General features: G+C 69.8%; 19 protein-coding genes and 1 riboswitch. Of the genes, 7 read left to right on the plus strand and 12 right to left on the minus strand.

The window, feature by feature from the left end:
* Positions 1-95: 95 nt before the first annotated feature.
* The 5 genes from infB to AL346_RS05885 form a co-directional block, all read right to left on the minus strand.
* The gene (gene infB, locus AL346_RS05865; RefSeq protein WP_053193398.1) at positions 96-2,768 is read right to left on the minus strand and encodes a translation initiation factor IF-2; all 2,673 of its coding nucleotides are present in this window, start codon (positions 2,766-2,768) and stop codon (positions 96-98) included.
* Entirely contained in the window at positions 2,761-3,459 is a 699-nt protein-coding gene (locus AL346_RS05870; RefSeq protein ID WP_157672206.1) for an RNA-binding protein, read from the minus strand. Before AL346_RS05870 ends, infB begins: the two co-directional genes overlap by 8 nt.
* Before the next feature lie 58 nt (positions 3,460-3,517).
* A complete protein-coding gene (gene nusA, locus AL346_RS05875) occupies positions 3,518-5,125 on the minus strand; it encodes a transcription termination factor NusA (protein WP_019400514.1) in 1,608 nt (535 codons plus the stop codon).
* 86 nt (positions 5,126-5,211) lie between these two features.
* Positions 5,212-5,811 (minus strand): ribosome maturation factor RimP, encoded by a 600-nt coding sequence (rimP, locus tag AL346_RS05880; protein WP_019400515.1) that lies wholly within the window; start codon positions 5,809-5,811, stop codon positions 5,212-5,214.
* A 205-nt stretch (positions 5,812-6,016) separates the two neighbouring features.
* On the minus strand, positions 6,017-6,640 hold the full coding sequence (locus tag AL346_RS05885) for a 2-hydroxychromene-2-carboxylate isomerase (RefSeq protein WP_019400516.1): 624 nt from the start codon (positions 6,638-6,640) through the stop codon (positions 6,017-6,019).
* A 207-nt stretch (positions 6,641-6,847) separates the two neighbouring features.
* Here AL346_RS05885 and AL346_RS05890 point away from each other — a divergent pair, with 207 nt between their 5' ends.
* Complete coding sequence (locus AL346_RS05890; RefSeq protein WP_019400517.1) at positions 6,848-8,080, plus strand: argininosuccinate synthase; 1,233 nt, start codon at positions 6,848-6,850, stop codon at positions 8,078-8,080.
* Between the two features lie 289 nt (positions 8,081-8,369).
* A riboswitch (TPP riboswitch) is annotated at positions 8,370-8,501 on the plus strand.
* Positions 8,502-8,562: 61 nt separating this feature from the next.
* Positions 8,563-10,389: a phosphomethylpyrimidine synthase ThiC gene (thiC, locus tag AL346_RS05895; RefSeq protein WP_026014882.1), complete on the plus strand. Its 1,827-nt coding sequence runs from the start codon at positions 8,563-8,565 to the stop codon at positions 10,387-10,389.
* Positions 10,390-10,493: 104 nt separating this feature from the next.
* Here the strand turns inward: thiC and AL346_RS05900 are convergent, their stop codons facing one another.
* Positions 10,494-10,736 carry a hypothetical protein gene (locus tag AL346_RS05900; RefSeq protein ID WP_019400790.1) on the minus strand — a complete coding sequence of 81 codons (243 nt, stop codon included), beginning with the start codon at positions 10,734-10,736 and terminating at the stop codon, positions 10,494-10,496.
* 249 nt (positions 10,737-10,985) lie between these two features.
* Between AL346_RS05900 and dapD the strand changes: the two genes are divergently transcribed.
* From dapD to AL346_RS05920, 4 genes are all read left to right on the plus strand, one after another.
* The gene (gene dapD, locus AL346_RS05905) at positions 10,986-11,828 is read left to right on the plus strand and encodes a 2,3,4,5-tetrahydropyridine-2,6-dicarboxylate N-succinyltransferase (protein WP_019400791.1); all 843 of its coding nucleotides are present in this window, start codon (positions 10,986-10,988) and stop codon (positions 11,826-11,828) included.
* A gap of 81 nt (positions 11,829-11,909) precedes the next feature.
* Positions 11,910-13,073: a succinyl-diaminopimelate desuccinylase gene (dapE, locus tag AL346_RS05910; RefSeq protein ID WP_019400792.1), complete on the plus strand. Its 1,164-nt coding sequence runs from the start codon at positions 11,910-11,912 to the stop codon at positions 13,071-13,073.
* 52 nt (positions 13,074-13,125) lie between these two features.
* Positions 13,126-14,493 (plus strand): thymidine phosphorylase, encoded by a 1,368-nt coding sequence (gene deoA / locus AL346_RS05915; RefSeq protein ID WP_197286606.1) that lies wholly within the window; start codon positions 13,126-13,128, stop codon positions 14,491-14,493.
* Entirely contained in the window at positions 14,490-15,434 is a 945-nt protein-coding gene (locus tag AL346_RS05920) for a glyoxylate/hydroxypyruvate reductase A (RefSeq protein WP_053193401.1), read from the plus strand. Before deoA ends, AL346_RS05920 begins: the two co-directional genes overlap by 4 nt.
* 3 nt (positions 15,435-15,437) lie before the next feature.
* Here AL346_RS05920 and AL346_RS05925 read toward each other — a convergent pair whose 3' ends face one another.
* Together AL346_RS05925 and AL346_RS05930 are read right to left on the minus strand one after the other, a co-directional pair.
* Complete coding sequence (locus AL346_RS05925) at positions 15,438-16,292, minus strand: C40 family peptidase (protein ID WP_019400796.1); 855 nt, start codon at positions 16,290-16,292, stop codon at positions 15,438-15,440.
* Between the two features lie 11 nt (positions 16,293-16,303).
* A complete protein-coding gene (locus tag AL346_RS05930; protein WP_019400797.1) occupies positions 16,304-16,666 on the minus strand; it encodes a MarR family winged helix-turn-helix transcriptional regulator in 363 nt (120 codons plus the stop codon).
* Positions 16,667-17,033: 367 nt separating this feature from the next.
* Here AL346_RS05930 and AL346_RS05935 point away from each other — a divergent pair, with 367 nt between their 5' ends.
* Complete coding sequence (locus AL346_RS05935; protein ID WP_019400798.1) at positions 17,034-17,618, plus strand: hypothetical protein; 585 nt, start codon at positions 17,034-17,036, stop codon at positions 17,616-17,618.
* Between the two features lie 3 nt (positions 17,619-17,621).
* On the opposite strand, the gene truA is transcribed toward AL346_RS05935, so the two are convergent.
* From truA to AL346_RS05955, 4 genes are all read right to left on the minus strand, one after another.
* Complete coding sequence (gene truA / locus AL346_RS05940) at positions 17,622-18,365, minus strand: tRNA pseudouridine(38-40) synthase TruA (RefSeq protein WP_053193405.1); 744 nt, start codon at positions 18,363-18,365, stop codon at positions 17,622-17,624.
* A 5-nt stretch (positions 18,366-18,370) separates the two neighbouring features.
* Positions 18,371-18,877: a GNAT family N-acetyltransferase gene (locus tag AL346_RS05945; protein WP_019400801.1), complete on the minus strand. Its 507-nt coding sequence runs from the start codon at positions 18,875-18,877 to the stop codon at positions 18,371-18,373.
* A complete protein-coding gene (fmt, locus tag AL346_RS05950) occupies positions 18,874-19,806 on the minus strand; it encodes a methionyl-tRNA formyltransferase (RefSeq protein ID WP_019400802.1) in 933 nt (310 codons plus the stop codon). Before fmt ends, AL346_RS05945 begins: the two co-directional genes overlap by 4 nt.
* Before the next feature lie 279 nt (positions 19,807-20,085).
* A complete protein-coding gene (locus tag AL346_RS05955; protein WP_019400803.1) occupies positions 20,086-20,604 on the minus strand; it encodes a peptide deformylase in 519 nt (172 codons plus the stop codon).
* Between the last annotated feature and the right edge of the window lie 38 nt (positions 20,605-20,642).

Genomic DNA, 20,642 nt, shown 5'->3' on the forward strand with positions numbered 1-20,642 from the left:
CGCCCCGCGGCCGGAAGGACGGGCCGCGGTCCACGCGCCGGCAGCGCCCGGCGAGCCACGAGGCCTGCCAGGCGGACCTGCCTTCTACGCCGCCCTCAGAGGCTGCGCTTGATTTCCTCGACGCGATAGCACTCGATGACGTCGCCGGCGCGCATGTCCTGGTAGCTCTCGAAGGCCATGCCGCATTCCTGGCCGGCGAGGACCTCCTTGGCGTCGTCCTTGAAGCGCTTGAGCTGGCTGAGCTTGCCTTCGTGGATGACGACGTTGTCGCGGATGAGGCGCACGTTGGCCCCACGCTGCACGACGCCGTCGGTGACGCGGCAGCCCGCGATCTTGCCGACCTTCGTGATGTTGAAGATCTCGAGGATCTGCGCGTTGCCCAGCATGTGCTCGCGCAGCGTCGGCGCCAGCATGCCCGACATCGCCTGCTTCACGTCATCCACGAGGTCGTAGATGATGTTGTAGTAGCGGATCTCGATGCCGAGGCGATCGGAGGCTTCGCGAGCCTCCTTGTGCGCACGCACGTTGAAGCCGATGACGGCCGCGCCGGAGGCTTCCGCCAGCGTCACGTCGCTCTCGGTGATGCCGCCGACGCCCGCATGGATGACGCGCGCCTGCACCTCGTCGTTGCCGATCTTCTCGAGCGCGCCGACGATGGCCTCAATCGAGCCCTGCACGTCGCCCTTGACGACGAGCGGGAACTCCTTGCGGCCGGCGCCTTCCTTGAGGTCGCGCATCATGTCGGCGAGCGAGCGGGCCTGGCTTGCGCCGCGCGCCGCAAGGCGATCGCGCTTCAGGCGCTCGCGGTAGCCGGTGATCTCGCGGGCACGGGCCTCGGATTCGACCACCGCCACGCGGTCGCCGGCCTCGGGCGTGCCGTTGAAGCCGAGCACCTCGGCCGGCATCGAGGGGCCGGCTTCCCTGAGCTGCTCGCCGTTGTCGGCGACGAGCGCGCGCACCTTGCCCCACTCGGCGCCGGCGACGACGATGTCACCGACCTTGAGCGTACCGCGCTGCACGAGCACGGTGGCAACAGGACCGCGGCCGCGGTCGAGCTTGGCCTCGATGACCGTGCCTTCGGCGGCGCGTTCGGGGTTGGCCTTGAGATCGAGGATTTCGGCCTGCAGCTGCAGGCCCTCGAGCAGCTTGTCGAGATTGGTGCCGGCCTTGGCCGACACCTCGAACTCGAGCGTCTCGCCGCCCATCGATTCCACCACCACCTCGTGCTGGAGCAGCTCCGTGCGCACGCGCTGGGGATTGGCGTCGGGCTTGTCGATCTTGTTGATCGCCACGATCAGCGGCACGCCGGCCGCCTTCGCGTGGTTGATGGCCTCGATCGTCTGCGGCATGACGCCGTCATCGGCCGCGACCACGAGCACGACGATGTCCGTCACCTTGGCGCCGCGGGCGCGCATGGCGGTGAAGGCCGCGTGGCCGGGGGTGTCGATGAAGGTGATCTTGCCGCCGAGCGGCGAGGTCACCTGATAGGCGCCGATGTGCTGGGTGATGCCGCCGGCCTCGCCCGCCACCACGTTGGCGTGGCGGATGGCGTCGAGCAGCGACGTCTTGCCATGGTCGACGTGGCCCATGATGGTGACGACCGGCGGGCGCGGCAGGAGCGTGCCTTCCGCGTCCGGCTCGTCGAACAGGCCCTCCTCGACGTCCGCCTCGGAGACGCGCTTGACCGTATGGCCCATCTCCTCGGCGATGAGCTGCGCGCTGTCGGCGTCGATCACGTCCGTGATCTTCAGCATCTGGCCCTGCTTCATCAGCAGGCGGATGACGTCGACGCCACGTTCCGACATGCGGTTGGCGAGTTCCTGGATGGTGATCGTCTCGGGAATGACCACCTCGCGGCTGATCTTTTCCTTCGGCTCGTTGTGGCCGTGGCCCTTCATGCGCTGCAGGCGACGGCGGAAGGCGGCGGCCGAATGGGTGCGCTCCTCGTCGCCCGTCAGGGCCGCGGTCACGGTCAGGCGGCCGCGGCGGCGCTCCTCGCCACCGGCGCGGCTCGGCTTGGGAGCCGGCGCGGGCGCCGGGCGGGGCGCGGCCCCGGGCACCCGACGCGGGGCGCGGCTCTCGCTGTCGTCCTCGGCGGCGCGGCCGGCGGGCGCGCCGGCAGGGCGGCGCGGCGCCTCGGCCTGCGTCGCCGGGCGCATCTCGCCGCGCGGGGCCGCGGCAGCGGCGCGCGGTGCCTCGGCGGCGGGGCGCTCCTCCGTCCCCAGGCGACGGCGCGCCTCGTCCTCGGCCTTGCGCTTGCGCTCGTCGTCGACGCGGCGGCGCTCCTCCTCCTCGCGCTTGCGCGCTTCGGCAGCCTCGCGCTCGCGGCGCTCTTGCTCCTCGCGCTCGGCACGGCGACGCGCCTCTTCCTCGGCGCGCTGGCGATCCTCGACGTCGCGGCGCTTGGCGTCCTGCAGGGCCTGCAGGCGCGCATCGCGCTCGTCGTCGGTGAGCGAACGCAGCACCACGCCGGACGGACGCTGCCCCCCGGGACCACGGCCCTGCGCCGGCCGGCCGCCCTGCGGCTGGGCCGGGCGCGGCGCCGGCGCGGCGGGCGCTGCCTGCGGCTGAGCCGGAGCCGGCTGGTCCTTGCCTTCACCACCGGGCCCGATAACGCGACGCTTCACCTTCTCGACCACAACCGCCTTCGAGCGGCCGTGGGAAAAGCTCTGGCGCACCACGCCCTGTTCGACGGGGCGCTTCAGCGTGAGCGTCTTCGACGGCGTCACGCTCAGCGTCTTGTCGGTCGGGTTTTTCGTGTCACTCATTCGGCTCGAATCCTGCGCCTTCGTGTTTGTCCAAATCTCGTTCGCGCGGCGCGCCCGGGGCTTCCTCCCCGGGCGGCGTGCCGCCTTCTCCATTGCGGTAGCGCGCCAGCCGGCGCCACCGCGCAAGAAATCCCTCGCTGCCCGGCCCGGCAATCAGGGCAGCATGTATCACATGAGAGCGCCCCAATGCCAAATCCAAATCGTGGCCAGCAAAAACTTCGACCACGTCGACCTCTGCGGCGCGCTCACCGAGCCCCCGGAAAAGCGCCTGCGCGATCTTGCGCCGCCCATCGGCCGCCGCCTCCGCGGCATGGATGATGGCCTTGACGCGTCCGGCGGCTGCGGCCTCCTCCACCTTGCCGAAGCCGGTGACCACGAGGCCCGCCTTGTTGGCCAGGGCGAGCGCCTGCACGCCATCGCGCTGCAGGAGCCCCTCCACGTCGCCCGCCAGCGTCTGGGGCACCGTCACCTGCGCCTTCAGGCCCCGGGCGAAAGCCTTGCGGCGAACCGCCTCGTCGACCAGCGCGCGACTGGCGCCGACCCAAACGCCACGCCCGGGCAGTTTACGGCGCAAATCGGGCACGATCGTGCCGTCCGGCGCCGCGACGAAGCGGATCATCTCGTCCGGGTCGCGCTCGGCGCGCGTCACGATGCAGCGCCGATGCGGCCCCTCGTCCCTGCTGCGCGGCACGTCCAACTCCTCAAGCGGCCGGCGGGCAGTCCCGCCGGCACCGCAGGATGCCCGGCCTTTAGCCTTCCTGCTCCTCCACCGGCGCACCGTCCCCTTCGGCCTCGGCCTCTTCCTCGGCCGGCGGCTCGATCCAGCCCGCCTTGACGCGCGCGGCCATGATCATGTCCTCGGCCTGCTGGCGCGAGACCTCGAAGGCATCGAGGATGCCCTTGTGGCGTGTGGTCTCCGGGCCGTTGCGCTCGGTCCAGCCGGCGAGCTCGTCCGTGGCGCAGCCGGCGAGATCCTCGATCGACTTGATGTCGTTCTCGCCGAAGGTGACCAGCATCGCCGTCGTCACGCCGTCGATCTCGCGCAGCTCGTCCGCGACGCCGAGTTCCTGGCGCCGAGCGTCGAGCTCGGCCTCGAGCTTGGCGAGATATTCCTCGGCCCGGGTCTGGATCTCCTGCGCCGTCTCCTCGTCGAAGCCCTCGATGGTCGAGAGCTCCGGCAGATCGACATAGGCGATCTCCTCGACCGAGCTGAAGCCTTCCGAGGCGAGCAGCTGGCCGACGACCTCGTCGACGTCGAGCGCCTCCATGAAGAGCTTGGTGCGCTCGATGAATTCCTTCTGGCGGCGCTCCGACTCCTCGGCCTCGGTGAGGATGTCGATGTCCCAGCCGGTGAGCTGGGAGGCGAGGCGCACGTTCTGGCCGCGGCGGCCGATGGCGAGCGACAGCTGCTCGTCCGGCACCACCACCTCGATGCGCTCGGAATCCTCGTCGAGCACCACCTTCACCACCTCGGCCGGCTGCAGCGCGTTGACGATGAACGTCGCCGCATCCTGCGACCAGGGGATGATGTCGATCTTCTCGCCCTGCAGCTCCTGCACCACGGCCTGCACGCGCGAGCCGCGCATGCCGACGCAGGCGCCGACGGGATCGATGGAGCTGTCGCGCGAGATGACCGCGATCTTGGCGCGCGAGCCCGGATCGCGGGCCACGGCCCGGACCTCGACGATGCCGTCGTAGATCTCCGGCACCTCCTGGGCGAAGAGCTTCGCCATGAACTGCGGATGCGTGCGCGACAGGAAGATCTGCGGCCCGCGCGTCTCGCGGCGCACGTCGTAGAGATAGGCGCGGATGCGATCGCCGGGGCGGAAGGTCTCGCGCGGGATCAGCTCGTCACGGCGCACGATGGCCTCGCCCCGGCCGAGGTCGACGATGACGTTGCCGTATTCGGCGCGCTTGACGGTGCCGTTGACGATCTCGCCGATGCGGTCCTTGTATTCGTCGTACTGCCGGTCGCGCTCGGCCTCGCGCACCTTCTGCACGATGACCTGCTTGGCCGACTGGGCGGCGATGCGGCCGAAGTCGAAGGGCGGCAGCGTGTCGGCGATCACGTCGCCGACCTGGGCGGCCGGGTTGTGGCGGCGGGCATCGTCGAGGCTGATCTGCGTCGCCATGTCCTCGACGTCCTCGACCACCTGGAGGTGGCGCGCCAGCCTGAGCTCACCCGTGCGCGGGTTGATCTCGGCATGGATGTCCGTCTCGGCCCCGTAGCGCGAGCGCGCCGCCTTGGCGATCGCATCCTCCATCGCCGCGAGCACGATGGTGCGATCGATCACCTTTTCGCGGGCAACCGCATCCGCGATCTGCAAAAGCTCGAGCCTGTTGGCGCTGACGGCCATGTCCGTCACTCCTCCTCCTGATGCCCCGCCGCCCGGCATACCGCCCGGCCGGCAGGATGAAATGCGCTGCCGCGGCCCCGCCGCGGCTAGTGGGTTGCGTCCCCGGTGCCGTCGCCCGCGTCCTCGCCGGCATCGTCGCCCGTCTGGGCAGCCTTGCCGCGACGCAGCGCCTCGGTGATCAGGGCGTCTGTGAGGACGAGCCGCGCCTCGGCGATATCGGCGAGGGCGAGCGTCACCTCGGGCTCCTCGTCCGGCTTTGCGTCGCTGCGCTGCAGCCTGACGCCGCCGTCGGCCAACCCGAGAAGGATACCACGAAAACGCTTGCGGCCCGAGACCGGCAGGCTCGTTTCCACCTTGGCCTCGTGGCCGCTCCAGCGCTCGAAATCGGAGGCGCGCACCAGCGGCCGGTCGATGCCGGGCGAGGAGATCTCGAGGTGATAGGCGCGCTCGATCGGATCCTCGAGGTCGAGCACCGGCGAGACGCCGCGGCTCACCGCCTCGCAGTCGTCCACCGTCATCGTGCCGTCCGGCCGCTCGGCCATGATCTGCACGGTGCAGCCGTTCTGCCCCGTCACCTTGACGCGCACGAGCCGATAGCCGAGGTCCCCGAGCACGGGCGCCACGATCGCGGCGACGCGCGCGGCGACGCCCGTCTCCTCGATGATGCGGACCTCGTCGAGCTCCATGATGCGGCGTCCTCCAGCCGATGGCGCCGCCCCGGAAGGGGGGCGCAGCAAATGATGCCGACGTCCAGAACGAAAAAGAGCGGACCCGCCGGGGCCCACTCCGTCACGGTTCCATTCGAACCATTCTGGATGTCAGGATGGCCGCAACATAATCGCGCCGGGGCGCCGGCGCAAGCCCCGCAGCCGGAAAAGAGCCGCTGCCCGCCTATAGAAGCCCCGCCGGACGCTCGCCCGCCGCCCAGGCGAGCGCCTGCTCCAGCCGGTCGTTGCCCCAGAACATCTCGCCGTCGGCGGTGAGGAAGGTCGGCGCACCGAAGATGCCGCGCGTGCGCGCCTCCTCCGTCTCCGCCCTGAGCCGCGCCTTGACCGGGTCGCCCTGCGCGGACGAGACGGTGGACGCGACGTCGACGTCGAGGTCGCGCAGGATGTCGCTAATGACGGCGATCTCCGAGATCGAGCGCCCCTCTCCGAACTGCGCGGCGAAGACGGCGCGCGTGAAGGCCGGCGCCAGCCCCTTCTCGCGCAGCGCGATGGCGAGCCGCGCCACCGTCAGGCTGTTCTGCGGGAAGGGATCGGGCCGCGTCAGCGCGAGGTCGAGCCGCGCCGCCTCGCGCGCAACGTCCCGCCACATGTAGCGCCCCTTGCTCGGATAGAGATTGAAGGGCGAGGACGTCCAGCCGTGGCTGGCGAAGATCGGCCCGAGCAGGAAGGGCCGCCACCTGAGGTCGACGCCCGCCGCCTCGGCGAGGGGCTCGATGCGCATGGCGGCGAGATAGGAATAGGTCGAGGCGAAGTCGTACCAGAAGTCGAGGACGGGACGTTGAGGCACTGAGAACTCGAAACGCTGGAGGAGGCGGGGCGGGGAAGCGACGTTCCCTCACCCATAATCGCGGCTTTCGCGTGGCATGCACGCGCCACCGCTCTCCGTCCCCGCTATCCACGGCTTGCACCCGGCCGCAGCCTCACTATAGTCCGCCCGCTTTCACTGCTTTATGGCGGCAGCGGCCGCTCACACGAGCCTCACGAGTTCCCGATCATGTCCGACAAGCGCGTGAAGAAGGTCGTCCTCGCCTATTCCGGCGGCCTCGACACCTCCATCATCCTCAAGTGGCTGCAGACGACCTACGGCTGCGAGGTCGTCACCTTCACGGCCGACCTCGGCCAGGGCGAGGAGCTGGAGCCCGCGCGCCAGAAGGCCCTGCTCCTCGGCATCAAGCCGGAGAACATCTTCATCGAGGACCTGCGCGAGGAATTCGTGCGCGACTACGTCTTCCCGATGTTCCGCGCCAATGCCCAGTACGAGGGCCTCTATCTCCTCGGCACCTCTATCGCCCGTCCGCTCATCGCCAAGAAGCAGATCGAGATCGCCGAGAAGGTGGGCGCCGATGCTGTCGCCCACGGCGCCACCGGCAAGGGCAACGACCAGGTGCGCTTCGAGCTCGGCTATTACGCGCTGAAGCCGGACGTCACCGTCATCGCTCCCTGGCGCGAGTGGGACCTGACCTCGCGCACCAAGCTCCTCGAATTCGCCGAGCAGAACCAGATCCCGATCGCCAAGGACAAGCGCGGCGAAGCGCCCTTCTCGGTCGACGCCAACCTCCTGCACGCCTCCTCCGAGGGCAAGGTGCTCGAGGACCCGGCGCAGGAGGTGCCGGACTACGTCTATTCGCGCACCATCGATCCCGAGGCCGCGCCCGACACGCCGACCTACATCACCATCGACTTCGAGAAGGGCGACCCGGTCGCCATCGACGGCGTGAAGATGTCGCCGGCGACGCTGCTCGCGAAGCTCAACGAGCTCGGCCGGGCCAACGGCATCGGCCGCCTCGACCTCGTCGAGAACCGCTTCGTCGGCATGAAGAGCCGCGGCATGTACGAGACGCCCGGCGGCACGATCCTCTACGTCGCCCACCGCGGCATCGAGTCGATCACGCTCGACCGCGGCGCCGCGCATCTCAAGGACGAGCTGATGCCGAAATATGCCGAGCTCGTCTACAACGGCTTCTGGTTCTCGCCCGAGCGCGAGATGCTGCAGGCGCTCATCGACAGGAGCCAGGAGCTCGTCTCCGGCCAGGTGCGCCTCAAGCTCTACAAGGGCGGCGTCCACCTCGTCGGCCGCGACAGCCCCTATTCGCTCTACGACCAGGAGCTCGTGACCTTCGAGGAAGGCGCCGTCGCCTACGACCACCGCGACGCCGCCGGCTTCATCAAGCTCAACGCCCTGCGCCTGAGGACGCTGGCCCAGCGCCGGAAGAAGCTGGGGCTCTGAGCCGCCCTTCACGCCCGCGCCTGTCGCGCGGCCGTCCGTCCCACTCGCGTCATGGCCGGGCTTGTCCCGGCCATCCACGCCGTTGACGTTGCTTAACCCTAAAGGCGTGGATGCCCGCGACAAGCGCGGGCATGACGGCGCAGAGGCGAGCCGGGAAAAGCGCCGGCCGAAACGTGTGACCGCTCAACACCTGCGTGACGGCTGAAGCGTTGCGCGAGGAAGATGCCCGTACCGCACCGCACTACGGCCCCTCGTTGACAAACCCCGGCAAAAGCCCAAGAGTCTCGCCCCATGTTCCGAGGGGGGCCCCGCTAGGGGGCTGAGATACCGCCGGCGACGGGCGCGAAACGTCCAGACAACGCGGTGACCCTTAGGACCTGATCCGGGTCATGCCGGCGAAGGGACGGAAACGCGCGATCGACGCCAATCCCAAACGAATCGCTGATGCCCGGGTCTCCTTGTCGAGCGAGGAGGAGATCCACATGACAGTGCATACCAAGCCCGCGACCGCCACTCCGGACGCCGTCACCACCGGCCCCATCGCCGGGTCGCGGAAGATCTATACGAGCCCCGAAGGCCGCTCCGACATCCGTGTGCCCTTCCGCGAGATCGTGCTTGCGCCGACCTCCGGCGAGGAGCCGTTCCGCACCTACGACACCTCCGGCCCCTATACCGACCCCGAGGCGGCGATCGATCTCGCGGCGGGCCTCGCCCCGGTGCGCGGCGACTGGATCGCCAAGCGCGGCTTCGCCAGGGTCGAGGCTCGCGCCGTCAAGCCGGAGGACAACGGCAACGTCTCGGCCGACAAGCTGGTGCCGCACTGCCCCGCCCCGCGCGACGTGCTCGCCGGCAAGGCCGGCGGGCCGGTGACGCAGCTCGAATTCGCGCGCGCCGGCATCATCACCGAGGAGATGGTCTACGTCGCCCACCGCGAGAACCTCGGCCGCGCGGCCATCCTCGCCGGCGCCGAGGAGCGGCGCGCCGACGGCGAGGATTTCGGCGCCGAGATCCCGCCCTTCATCACGCCCGAATTCGTGCGCCAGGAGATCGCGCGCGGGCGCGCCATCATCCCGGCCAACATCAACCACCCGGAGCTCGAGCCGACCATCCTCGGCCGCAACTTCCTGGTGAAGATCAACGCCAACATCGGCAATTCGGCCGTCACCTCCTCGGCGGCGGAAGAGGTGGAGAAGCTCGTCTGGGCCATCCGCTGGGGCGCCGACACGGTGATGGACCTCTCCACCGGCCGCAACATCCACAACATCCGTTCCTGGATCATGCGCAACGCGCCGGTGCCGATCGGCACCGTGCCGATCTACCAGGCGCTGGAGAAGGTGAACGGCGAGCCCGAGAAGCTCGACTGGGAGGTGTTCAAGGACACGCTCATCGAGCAGGCGGAGCAGGGCGTCGACTATTTCACCATTCACGCCGGCGTGCGCCTGCCCTATGTGCCGCTGACGGCCAAGCGCGTCACCGGCATCGTCTCGCGCGGCGGCTCGATCATGGCGCGATGGTGCCTCGCGCACCACAAGGAGAGCTTCCTCTACGAGCGCTTCGACGAGATCTGCGACATCATGCGCAAGTATGACGTCTCCTTCTCGCTCGGCGACGGCCTGCGCCCCGGCTCCATCGCCGATGCCAACGACGCGGCCCAGTTCGCGGAGCTGGAGACGCTCGGCGAGCTCACCAAGATCGCCTGGGACAAGGGCTGCCAGGTGATGATCGAGGGCCCCGGCCACGTGCCGATGCACAAGATCAAGGTGAACATGGACAAGCAGCTCGCCCATTGCGGCGAGGCGCCGTTCTACACCCTCGGCCCGCTGACGACGGACATCGCCCCCGGCTACGACCACATCACCTCGGCCATCGGCGCGGCGATGATCGGCTGGTTCGGCACGGCGATGCTCTGCTACGTCACGCCCAAGGAGCACCTCGGGCTGCCCAACCGCGACGACGTGAAGACCGGCGTCATCACCTACCGCATCGCGGCGCACGCGGCCGACCTCGCCAAGGGCCACCCCTCGGCCAAGCTGCGCGACGACGCCTTGTCGCGGGCGCGCTTCGACTTCCGCTGGGAGGACCAGTTCAACCTCTCGCTCGACCCGGACACGGCGCGCGCCTTCCACGACGAGACCCTGCCGAAGGACGCGCACAAGGTGGCGCATTTCTGCTCCATGTGCGGCCCGAAGTTCTGCTCGATGAAGATCACGCAGGACCTGAGGGCGGAGGCCGAACGCATGGTCGGCCTCGAGCAGAAGGCGCAGGAGTTCAAGGACAAGGGTGCCGAGATCTACGTGCCGGCAAAGTGAAGGCCCTCGTCGGAGCCGTCCCCGGATCAGATCCGGGGACGGCATGCCCCTCCGGACGATGACGTGGAGCGCGCGGCAAGACAGTTTCCATGGGCGGCTGCGCGCTAGATCAACCGGTCGTACTTTGCCAAACTCGCCTCGATCTCTTCCGCAAGATCGGGATGAGAGGACAAGACCTTGTTCGTCAGTCCGGCACCGATGCCGTCGATGGCGGACGCTATCCCGGCAGCATAAACTTTGTATTCCTCCGCGCTGCAGTGCTCCTTCAATAGCACGAGCAGGCCCTGGAGCTCTGCGGCATTGCGGAACGCCACCCGGATGACGTGGCGCGCCAGATCTTTTTCCATCTCTTGACCTCTACGTACGAGGCTCCCATGACTGCCGCGACGGACAGCATCGTCTCCGGCCGGAAGCGAAATATCAAACAAGCTCTCACGGTTTGCCATACCAGCGAGCATTCAAGCACTTACGAACGTCCCACGGATTGTGATCGCCGTCGGCGCTCCCGGACGACCGCCTGATGGCGTTTCCGGATGACACCGTGCGGCGTGATTGCTAATCACCGGGACAATCATCGTGCCCAACGGGAACCCACCATGAGCCAGACCGATCTCGCCACCACCATCGACACCGCCTGGGAAGAGCGGGCCGGCATCTCGCCTGCGACGCGCGGCCCCGTGCGCGAGGCGGTGGAGACGGCGCTCGCGCTGCTCGATTCCGGCAAGGCGCGCGTCGCCGAGAAGGTGGACGGCGCCTGGCAGGTCAACCAGTGGCTCAAGAAGGCGGTGCTCCTCTCCTTCCGCCTCAACGACATGGCGGTCATCCCCGGCGGCCCGGGCAAGGCCACCTGGTGGGACAAGGTGCCCTCCAAGTTCGACGGCTGGGGCGAAGCCGAGTTCAAGGCCGCCGGCTTCCGCGCCGTGCCCAGTTGCGTGGTGCGCCGCGGCGCCCATGTCGCGCCGGGCGTCGTGCTGATGCCCTCCTTCGTCAATCTCGGCGCCTATGTCGACGAGGGCACCATGGTCGACACCTGGGTCACGGTCGGCTCCTGCGCGCAGATCGGCAAGAACGTGCACCTGTCCGGCGGCGTCGGCATCGGCGGCGTGCTGGAGCCGCTGCAGGCGAATCCGGTCATCATCGAGGACGACTGCTTCATCGGCGCCCGTTCGGAGGTGGTCGAGGGCGTCATCGTCGGCGAGGGCTCGGTGCTCTCCATGGGCGTCTTCATCAGCGCCTCGACCAAGATCATCGATCGCGCCACGGGCGAGGTCTTCGTCGGCCGCGTGCCGCCCTATTCCGTCGTCGTGCCCGGCAACCTGCCCGGCAAGCCGCTGCCCGACGGCACGCCCGGCCCCTCGCTCTACTGCGCCGTCATCGTCAAGCGCGTCGACGCCCAGACGCGGGCGAAGACCAGCATCAACGAGCTTCTCCGGGACTGAGGCTCGTCGATCGTCATTTGGACGTCATGGCCGGGCTTGTCCCGGCCATGACGCCGTAAAGCCGCCTATCCGAGGCTCCCCATGACCTCCGCCGACCCCGTCGCCCTCGCCGAGGCGCTGATCCGCTGCCCCTCCGTCACCCCTGACGAGGCCGGAGCACTCGCCTTCTGCGAAAAGGTGCTCGCCGAGGCGGGCTTTGCGACCGAGCGCGTCACCTTCTCGGCGCCCGGCACGCCGGATGTCGAGAACCTCTATGCGCGCTACGGCACGGGTGCGCCCTACCTCCTCTTCGCCGGGCACACCGACGTCGTGCCGCCCGGCGACGCCGGCCGCTGGCGGCACGATCCCTTCTCCGGCACCGTCGAGGACGGCGTCCTCTACGGCCGCGGCGCCTGCGACATGAAGGGCGGCGTCGCCGCCATGCTCGCGGCCGCCATCCGCTTCGTGACGGCCAATCCCGGCTTCGGCGGCTCCATCGGCTTCCTGCTGACGGGCGACGAGGAAGGCCCGGCCGTCAACGGCACCGTCAAGCTGCTCGAATGGGCCAAGGCGAGGGGCGAGCGCTTCGACCACTGCATCCTCGGCGAGCCGACGAACCCGAAGCATCTCGGCGATATGATCAAGATCGGCCGGCGCGGCTCGCTGACCGGCCACCTGACGGTGCACGGCCGGCAGGGCCACGTCGCCTATCCGCACCTCGCCGACAACCCGGTCCACGGCATGGTGCGCCTCGTCTCGGCGCTGCTCGCCGAGCCGCTCGACGCCGGCACCGCGCATTTCGCGCCGTCGAACCTCGAGATGACGACCTTCGACGTGGGCAATCCCGCCTCCAACGTCATCCCGGCCGAGGCGCGAGCGACCTTCAACATCCGCTTCAACGACATCTGGCTGCCCGCAACGCTCGCCGCCGAGATCGAGCGCCGCCTCGCCGCGGCGGCCGGCAATGCCGTGCGCTACGAGGTCGCCTTCGCGCCCACCAACGCCACCGCCTTCGTGACCGAGCCCGGCGATTTCGTCACCCTCGTGCAGGATGCGGTCGAGGCTCATACCGGCCGGCGGCCGGCGCTGTCGACCACGGGCGGCACGTCCGACGCGCGCTTCATCAAGGACTATTGCCCGGTGATCGAATACGGCCTCGTGGGCGAGACCATGCACCAGGTCGACGAATGCGCCCGCGTCAGCGACATCGAGGCACTCACCGCCATCTATGAGACGGTGCTCGGCCGGTATTTCATGCCGTCCTGACGGGATCCACCGGCATGGACAAGCCGGCGCGGCACGGGCACCCTGCGGCGGCATGATTCAGGCGCCGGCACGGCGCATTCCCGACGAGGCGCGCATGGGCTTTCTGCCGCAGGAAATCATCCGCAAGAAGCGCGACGGAGCGGCGCTCACCGAGGAGGAGATCTTCTTCCTCATCGAGGGTCTGACCCGTGGGCGGGTCACCGAGGGCCAGGCGGCGGCCTTTGCCATGGCCGTCTTCTTCCGCGGCATGGGCCTCGACGAGCGGGTGGCGCTGACCGAGGCCATGATGCGCTCGGGCGAGGTGCTGCAGTGGGACCTGCCCGGCCCGGTGCTCGACAAGCATTCGACCGGCGGCGTCGGCGACACGGTGAGCCTCGCCCTCGCGCCCGCCGTCGCCGCTTGCGGCGGCTACGTGCCGATGATCTCCGGCCGCGGCCTCGGCCACACCGGCGGCACGCTCGACAAGCTCGATGCCATCCCCGGCTATGTCTCGCAGCCGGATGCCGACACCTTCCGCGCCGTCACGCGCAACGTCGGCTGCGCCATCATCGGCCAGACGGGTGACCTCGCCCCGGCCGACAAGCGGCTCTACGCCATCCGCGACGTCACGGCGACGGTCGAGTCGATCCCGCTCATCACGGCCTCGATCCTGTCGAAGAAGCTCGCCGCGGGGCTCGAAGGCCTCGTCATGGACGTCAAGGTCGGCTCCGGCGCCTTCATGGCGAGCCTCGAGGAGGCGCAGTCGCTGGCGAAAAGCCTCGTGACCGTGGCGAACCGCGCCGGCCTGCCGACGAGCGCGCTCCTGACCGACATGGACGCGCCGCTCGCCAGCGCGGCGGGCAATGCGGTCGAGGTCGCCTATGCGGTCGACTATCTCACCGGCCGCCGGCGCGAGCCGCGCTTTCACGAGGTGACGGTGCGTCTCGGCGCCGAGATGCTCTTCCTCGGCCGCATCGTGGCGAGCGTCGCCGACGGCCGTGCGCGCATGGAAGAGGCCATCGCCAGCGGCCGGGCGGCCGAACGCTTCGGCATGATGGTCGCGGCGCTCGGCGGGCCGGCGGATTTCGTCGAGGCGAGCGAGCGCCACCTCGCCCGCGCGCCGGTGGTGCGCGCCGTCCATGCGCATCGCACCAGCTTCGTCACGTCGGTCGACACGCGCACGGTCGGCGTCGCGGTCATCGCGCTCGGCGGCGGCCGCACCCGCGCCGAGGATGCCATCGACCATGCCGTCGGCCTCACGGACCTGGCCGGCCCCGGCGAGGAGGTGGGCCCCGGCCGGCCGCTCGCCATCGTGCACGCACGCGACGAAGGCACGGCCGATGCGGCCGAGGCCGCGCTGCGCCGGGCCTACGTGATCGGGCAGGACAAGCCGGCCGGGCGCGGCATCATCCTCGAGCGCATGGCGGAGCGTGTGGCATGACCATTCTCGTCGCCCTCACGGGCTGGCACGTCGATTCCTGGGTCGAGCGGCTGGAGCGGCTGCTGCCCGGCCGGCGCGTCGTGCGCCTCGGCGATGCCTACGACCCCGCGGCGGTTACCTATGCCGTGGCCTGGAAGCACCCGCCCGGCGCCTTTCGCGGCCTGCCGAACCTGAAGGCGATCTTCTCCCTCGGCGCCGGCGTCGACCACCTGATGGGCGATCCCGACCTGCCGGACGTGCCGATCACGCGTGTCGTCGACGACGACCTCACCAACCGCATGAGCGAATATGTCGTCCTGCACTGCCTGATGCACCTGCGCCAGCAGCGCCGCTACGACGCGCAGCAGCGCGCGCATATGTGGGAGGACGACCGCCACCAGCCGGCCGCGCGCGACGTCAGGGTCGGCGTCATGGGGCTCGGCGTCCTCGGGCAGGATGCCGCCCGCAAGCTCGCCGTCATGGGCTTCGACGTCGCGGGCTGGAGCCGCACGCCCAAGGACTGTCCGGGGCTCCAGGTCTTCACCGGCGAGGCGGAGCGCGCCGCCTTCCTCGCCCGCACCGACATCCTCGTCCTTCTCCTGCCGCTCACGCCGGAGACGCACGGCATCGCCAACTACGCCCTGTTCAAGGGCCTCGCCCGCGGCGGGCGCCTCGGCGGCCCGGTCTTCGTCAATGCCGGTCGCGGCGGGCTGCAGGTCGAGGAGGACATCCTCCGGGCGCTCGACGACGGCACGCTCATGGCGGCCTCGCTCGACGTGTTCGAGACCGAGCCGCTGCCCGACAGCTCCCGCTTCTGGGACCACCCGAGCGTGATCGTGACGCCGCACAACGCCGCCATGAGCGATCCGGACAGCATCATCCGCCTCGTCGCCCGCCAGATCGCGCGCTTCGAGGCTGGCGAGCCGCTGGAGCACCTCGTCGACCGGCAGCGGGGATATTGAGCGTCAGAGCCGCTTGATGCTGGTCACCGGCCCGGCGCCGGCGGCTTCGATCCGCGCCGTTGCGACGGCGAGCGGCTCGATCACCGTCGCCATGTGATGGCCGTTGGCGTGCAGCAGGTTGGCGCTGTCGACCATGAGGCCGACATGCCCGTTCCAGAACACGAGGTCGCCTCGCCTCAGCCCCGTGAACTCCTCGGTGATCGGCAGCGGCGAGCCGAGCGCCCGCTCCTGCAGGTCGCTGTCGCGCGGCGCCTCGACGGCTGCGGCCGAGAGCGCGAGCTGCACGAGGCCCGAACAGTCGATACCGAGGCTGGTCTTGCCGCCCCACAGATAGGGCACGCCGACGAAGCGCTCGGCGATGGTGACGAAATCGTCGGCGAGCGGCGGGCCGATGAAGGCGAGGTGCCGCGCGAAGATGGCGCTGCTATCGGCGAGGCGCGCGAAATCGCCCTCGAAACCGGTCACCGCCACGCCCGCCATGAGCGACAGCGCCCCAACCGGCGGCAGCTTGATGGACGGGCCGGGGTAGACGAAGGTGCGCAGCACGGCCACCCGATGCGTCGGCGCGGGCTCGATGGCGCCGAGCGTCGACACCGGCAGGTAGCCCACATAGCCGTCGCCGGCGAGCTGCGCCCAGGCCCAGCCCTCCTCTTCCTCGAAGACGCGCACGGCCTCGCCGGCGAGCGCCTCGGTGTCGAGCGGCGCATCGGGCCGCGGCTCCCGCCGGAGCGGCGCGCTCGCCGCGACGATGCGCCGCTCCCGCGCCTTGACGTAGCGCGTGGCCGCCACCGTGCCGGCAAGGAAATCGGCGGCAAGGTCCGGCCGGGCCGGAGTGATGCGCGGATCCGTCAGCGTCATTCCCGTTTCCCCTATCGCGGCAGCACCCTGCCCTGGGCGACGATGAGATCGCCCAGCCGCTCCACGGCGAGCGCTCCCTTCACCGTCCGCTGTATCACGACATTGCGGCGGTCCGCATCATCCCTGCGGCGGGCGACGAGATCCAGCCGGCCCATCGTGTCGAGCGCACGCGTGATGACGGGCTTCGTCACGCCGAGCTTGCCGGCGAGCCCGCGCACCGTGTGCGGCGGCGGCTCCAGATAGATCGTGAGCAAAATGGCAAGCTGCCGCGCGGAGAGGTCATGCGACAGATCCTGCCCGTCCTCGCGCACGAGATCGAGCGTGACGCGATGCCAGAGGGTGAGAGCCTCGAGGGGCCGCAGTTCGACGGGCATGGAACGCAAGGGGGCCGGATCGTTTCGGTTCCGTATTATTTCGGCCGAGCGATCGGCGGGCAAGCACGACCCGTGAGCGCGGTTAAGAAAGGCCTCATGCCGGCAGCCTTCGCGAGCGGCATTGAGGTCTCGTCCCCTGGCCCCTGCCCTGGCGTGCCGATCTGCCGGACGTGAAGCGGCAAAGCGCCATGCTTCCCCTTGTCATGGCCGCGCTTGTCGCGGCCATCCACGCCCTTCAACCGCGCGCACCCGTCACGGCGTGGATGCCCGCGACAGGCGCGGGCATGACGCCGGAGCGGGACGCGCCACCTCTAGACAAAAGGCCTACGACTTTCGTATTATATGCGACGCAACATCCGAGGCTGACATGCTCATCACGGCCGACGAGGTGGCCCGCTCGCTACGCGGCTGCTGGCAGGTCCTGAACCGCAGCAAGGGCGCGCTTGAAACCTTCGACGTCAGCTTCACCGGCTTCTGGCACTCGTTCCTCGCCATGGCGCTCGCCGCACCGGCCTTCGTCGTCGGCGTCGCCGCCGCCCGCTTCACCCGCTCCGGCCCGGACTGGATGCACGACAGCGGGCTCTTCGACATGCCCGACATCCTGTTCGCCCAGGCGCTGGTCATCGCCTCGGCCTGGCTGCTCTTTCCGCTGCTGATGCTCGGCTTCGTGCGGCTCATGGGGCTCGAGCGGCGCTATGTCGGCTATATCGTCGCCTATAATTGGTCGAACGTGGCGGCCCTTCTCCTGCTCGCCCTGCCGCCGGCACTGCATGTGCTGGGCCTCGCCACGGCGGGCCTTGCCGTCTTCTACGCCCTCGCCTTCGGCTTCATCGTCTTCTATTTCCGCTGGCTCCTCGCCCGCATCGCGCTCGGCATCTCCGCGGGCCTTGCCGGCTTCATCGTCGCCATGGACATCGCCACCTTCGTGCTGGTGCGCACCTTCGTCGGCTGACGATCAGTAGTCGACGCCGACGAGATAGAGCCCGCCCGCCGGCGCCATCGGCCCGCACGCCTTGCGGTCGCGCGCCGCGAGGGCGCGGCGCACGTCCTCCGGCCGCCATTTGCCGGCGCCCACCCGCTCCAGCGTGCCGACCATCGAGCGCACCTGGTGATGCAGGAAGGAGCGCGCCGAGGCCTCGATGCGGATCTCGTCGCCGAGGCGGCCGACGTCGAGCCGATCGAGCGTGCGCACGGGGCCCGACGCCTGGCATTCGGCGGCGCGGAAGGTGGTGAAGTCGTGGCGGCCCACGAGGCGCTGCGCCGCCTCGTGCATCGCCCCTGCGTCGAGCGGTCCCGGCACGTGCCAGACGAGGCGCGCGTCGAGCACCGGCTGCGGCCGCCGGTTGAGGATGCGGTAGAGGTAGTGCCGCTTCACGGCGGAGCGGCGGGCATCGAAATCCGCCGGCACCTCGGCGGCAAGGAGCACCGCCGCCGCATCGCCCATGAGCTTCAGATGCGCATTTGTCGCATCGCGCAGCGTGTCCGTGCGCCAGGACCGGGAGAGGTCGAGATGCACCACCTGGCCCGTCGCGTGCACGCCGGCATCGGTGCGGCCGGCGCATTGCACGCGCGGGCTTTCGCCGCAGAAGCGGGCGAGCGCCTCCTCCAGCGCCTGCTGCACGGAGCGCCCCGTCTCCTGCCACTGCCAGCCGACATAGGGGCTGCCGTCATATTCGACAATGAGCTTGTAGCGCGGCATGGCGATCACCCGAGCGCCGCGAAGGCGGCGGCATAGTGCAGCGGCCCCCGCGCCGCCCCGCCGGCGTCGCTCAGCGCGAGCGCCTGCAGATACGGCCCGTCATACGGCGTGCGGAAGGCCCTAGCCCGCTCCGCATCGAAGCCGAAGCGGCCGTAATAGCCCGGCTCGCCGAGCACGAGCACAACATCCACCCCCATGGCCCGCAGTTGCACGAGCCCTTCCCTGACCAGAGCCGTGCCGATGCCGGCCCGCTGGCGGGAGGGATGCACTGCGAGCGGCGCGAGGGCTGCCGCGTGCACGGGTGCAAGGCCCGTGAGAGGCGAAAAGAGAATGTGACCGACAATGTCGCGACCTGCTTCCGCGACCAGCGCCAGCAGCACATCCCCGTCCGCCCGCAACCGGCGCACGAGACCGGCCTCCACCGGCCCGCCGAAGGCCGCCCGCAGCAGCGCATCGACGGCCGCCTCGTCGCCGACCTCTTCCGCACGGATGATGCAGCCGGCCCCGCTCACGCCAGCACGTCGCCCGGCGCGAGGCGGGCACCGCGCAAAAACTCCTCGCCGCTCGTCATGCCGCGCCCGGCGCGCTGCACCTGCAGCAGTTCGACGGCGCCCTCGCCGCAGGCCACGACAAGTCCGCCCGGAAGCAGCGTGCCCGGCGCCCCGGCGCCCTCGGCGTAGCGCGTGCGCAGCACCTTCACGCGCTCGGGCCCCTTGCCGAGGTCGGCCATGAGGAAAGCGCCGGGAAAGGGCGAGAGGCCGCGCACCAGGTTGTGTACCTCGCCGGCCGGGCGCGACCAGTCGATGCGCGCCTCCTCGTTGGTGATCTTGGCGGCATAGGCCACGCCCTCCGCAGCCTGCGGCACGAAGGAGAGCGCATCGCGCGACAAAGCCGCGAGGGCGCGCACCATCAGGTCGGCGCCGAGCCCGGCGAGGCGGTCGTGCAGCTCGCCCGCCGTCATATCCGGGCCGATGGCGATGCGCTCCACCATGGCGACGGGGCCGGTGTCGAGCCCCTCCTCCATCTTCATCACGGCGACGCCCGTCTCCGCATCGCCCGCCATGACTGCGCGCTGGATCGGCGCAGCGCCGCGCCAGCGCGGCAGGAGCGAGGCGTGCAGGTTGAGGCAGCCGAGCCTCGGCGCTTCCAGCACCGGCACGGGCAGGATGAGGCCGTAGGCCACCACGACCGCGACATCGGCCGCGAGCGAGCGGAAGGTCTCCTGCTCCTCTTCGCCGCGCAGGCTTCTGGGCGTGAAGACGGGAATGGCGAAACGCTCCGCCATCTCGTGCACCGGCGAGCGCTTCTCGCCCATGCCGCGACCGGCCTTGGCCGGCGCACGGGTGTAGACGGCGACGACCTCGTGGCCCTGGCCGACGATTTCGGCGAGCGTCGGCACGGCGAAATCGGGCGTGCCCATGAAAACGATGCGCAGCGACATGGCACCTGCCGGATGTGGGGCGGCGAACGGCGCCGCGAGCGCCCTTCCCTAAACGCCGGCGGCAGGCAAGGGCAAGCCCCATGCTCCGCGTGGCCACGCTCTGCCGCCGCTCACGGCCTCCCGGGAGCCGTCGTTGCAGACAGAAATTAGGTCTATGCGATGCCCGCCTTCCCCCGTCATGACCGGGCTCGTCCCGGCCATTCACGCCTTCGACGTTGCACAGTGTTTCAAGGCGTCGGTGCCCGCGACGAGCGCGGGCATGACGGGCAATGGTGCTGATTAGCCGGCAGCCTCGCGCCGGGCCACCTTGGAGAACTTCTTCATCACGCGGTCGCGCTTGAGCTTCGACAGGTGGTCGAGGAAGAGGACCCCGTCGAGATGGTCGATCTCGTGCTGCAGGCAGGTGGCGAGCAGCCCGTCCGCCTCGATCTCCTGCGCCTTGCCGTCAAGGTCGACATAGCGCACCCGCACGCGCGCCGGCCGCTCCACCTCCTCGTAATATTCGGGGATGGAGAGGCAGCCTTCCTCATAGGTGCTCGTCTCCTCCGACGACCACACGATCTCCGGGTTGATGAACACCATCGGGCGCTTCTCCTCGCCCTCGCGCGAAACGTCGAGCACGAGGATGCGCTTCATGACGCCGATCTGCACCGCCGCGAGGCCGATGCCCGGCGCGTCGTACATCGTCTCCAGCATGTCGTCGGCCAGCTGGCGGATCTCGTCCGTCACCGCCTCGACGGGTTCGGACGGCTGCTTCAGGCGGGGATCGGGAATGACGATGATGGGACGGATGGTCATGGCACACGGCTTGGTTGGAAACACAGGCGACATAATCA

This window comes from Chelatococcus sp. CO-6 (assembly GCF_001271345.1).
GTDB classification, from domain to species: domain Bacteria; phylum Pseudomonadota; class Alphaproteobacteria; order Rhizobiales; family Beijerinckiaceae; genus Chelatococcus_A; species Chelatococcus_A caeni.

Bases quoted from the DNA above. Each gene is read 5' to 3' on its own strand.
- truA (WP_053193405.1), bottom strand. From the start codon at position 18,365: ATGCCGCGCTACAAGCTCATTGTCGAATATGACGGCAGCCCCTATGTC.
- AL346_RS05955 (WP_019400803.1), bottom strand. From the start codon at position 20,604: ATGACCATCCGTCCCATCATCGTCATTCCCGATCCCCGCCTGAAGCAG.
- thiC (WP_026014882.1), top strand. From the start codon at position 8,563: ATGACAGTGCATACCAAGCCCGCGACCGCCACTCCGGACGCCGTCACC.
- deoA (WP_197286606.1), top strand. From the start codon at position 13,126: ATGATTCAGGCGCCGGCACGGCGCATTCCCGACGAGGCGCGCATGGGC.
- AL346_RS05935 (WP_019400798.1), top strand. From the start codon at position 17,034: ATGCTCATCACGGCCGACGAGGTGGCCCGCTCGCTACGCGGCTGCTGG.
- rimP (WP_019400515.1), bottom strand. From the start codon at position 5,811: ATGGAGCTCGACGAGGTCCGCATCATCGAGGAGACGGGCGTCGCCGCG.
- AL346_RS05925 (WP_019400796.1), bottom strand. From the start codon at position 16,292: ATGACGCTGACGGATCCGCGCATCACTCCGGCCCGGCCGGACCTTGCC.
- fmt (WP_019400802.1), bottom strand. From the start codon at position 19,806: ATGTCGCTGCGCATCGTTTTCATGGGCACGCCCGATTTCGCCGTGCCG.
- dapD (WP_019400791.1), top strand. From the start codon at position 10,986: ATGAGCCAGACCGATCTCGCCACCACCATCGACACCGCCTGGGAAGAG.
- infB (WP_053193398.1), bottom strand. From the start codon at position 2,768: ATGAGTGACACGAAAAACCCGACCGACAAGACGCTGAGCGTGACGCCG.
- AL346_RS05890 (WP_019400517.1), top strand. From the start codon at position 6,848: ATGTCCGACAAGCGCGTGAAGAAGGTCGTCCTCGCCTATTCCGGCGGC.
- nusA (WP_019400514.1), bottom strand. From the start codon at position 5,125: ATGGCCGTCAGCGCCAACAGGCTCGAGCTTTTGCAGATCGCGGATGCG.
- AL346_RS05900 (WP_019400790.1), bottom strand. From the start codon at position 10,736: ATGGAAAAAGATCTGGCGCGCCACGTCATCCGGGTGGCGTTCCGCAAT.
- dapE (WP_019400792.1), top strand. From the start codon at position 11,910: ATGACCTCCGCCGACCCCGTCGCCCTCGCCGAGGCGCTGATCCGCTGC.
- AL346_RS05920 (WP_053193401.1), top strand. From the start codon at position 14,490: ATGACCATTCTCGTCGCCCTCACGGGCTGGCACGTCGATTCCTGGGTC.
- AL346_RS05930 (WP_019400797.1), bottom strand. From the start codon at position 16,666: ATGCCCGTCGAACTGCGGCCCCTCGAGGCTCTCACCCTCTGGCATCGC.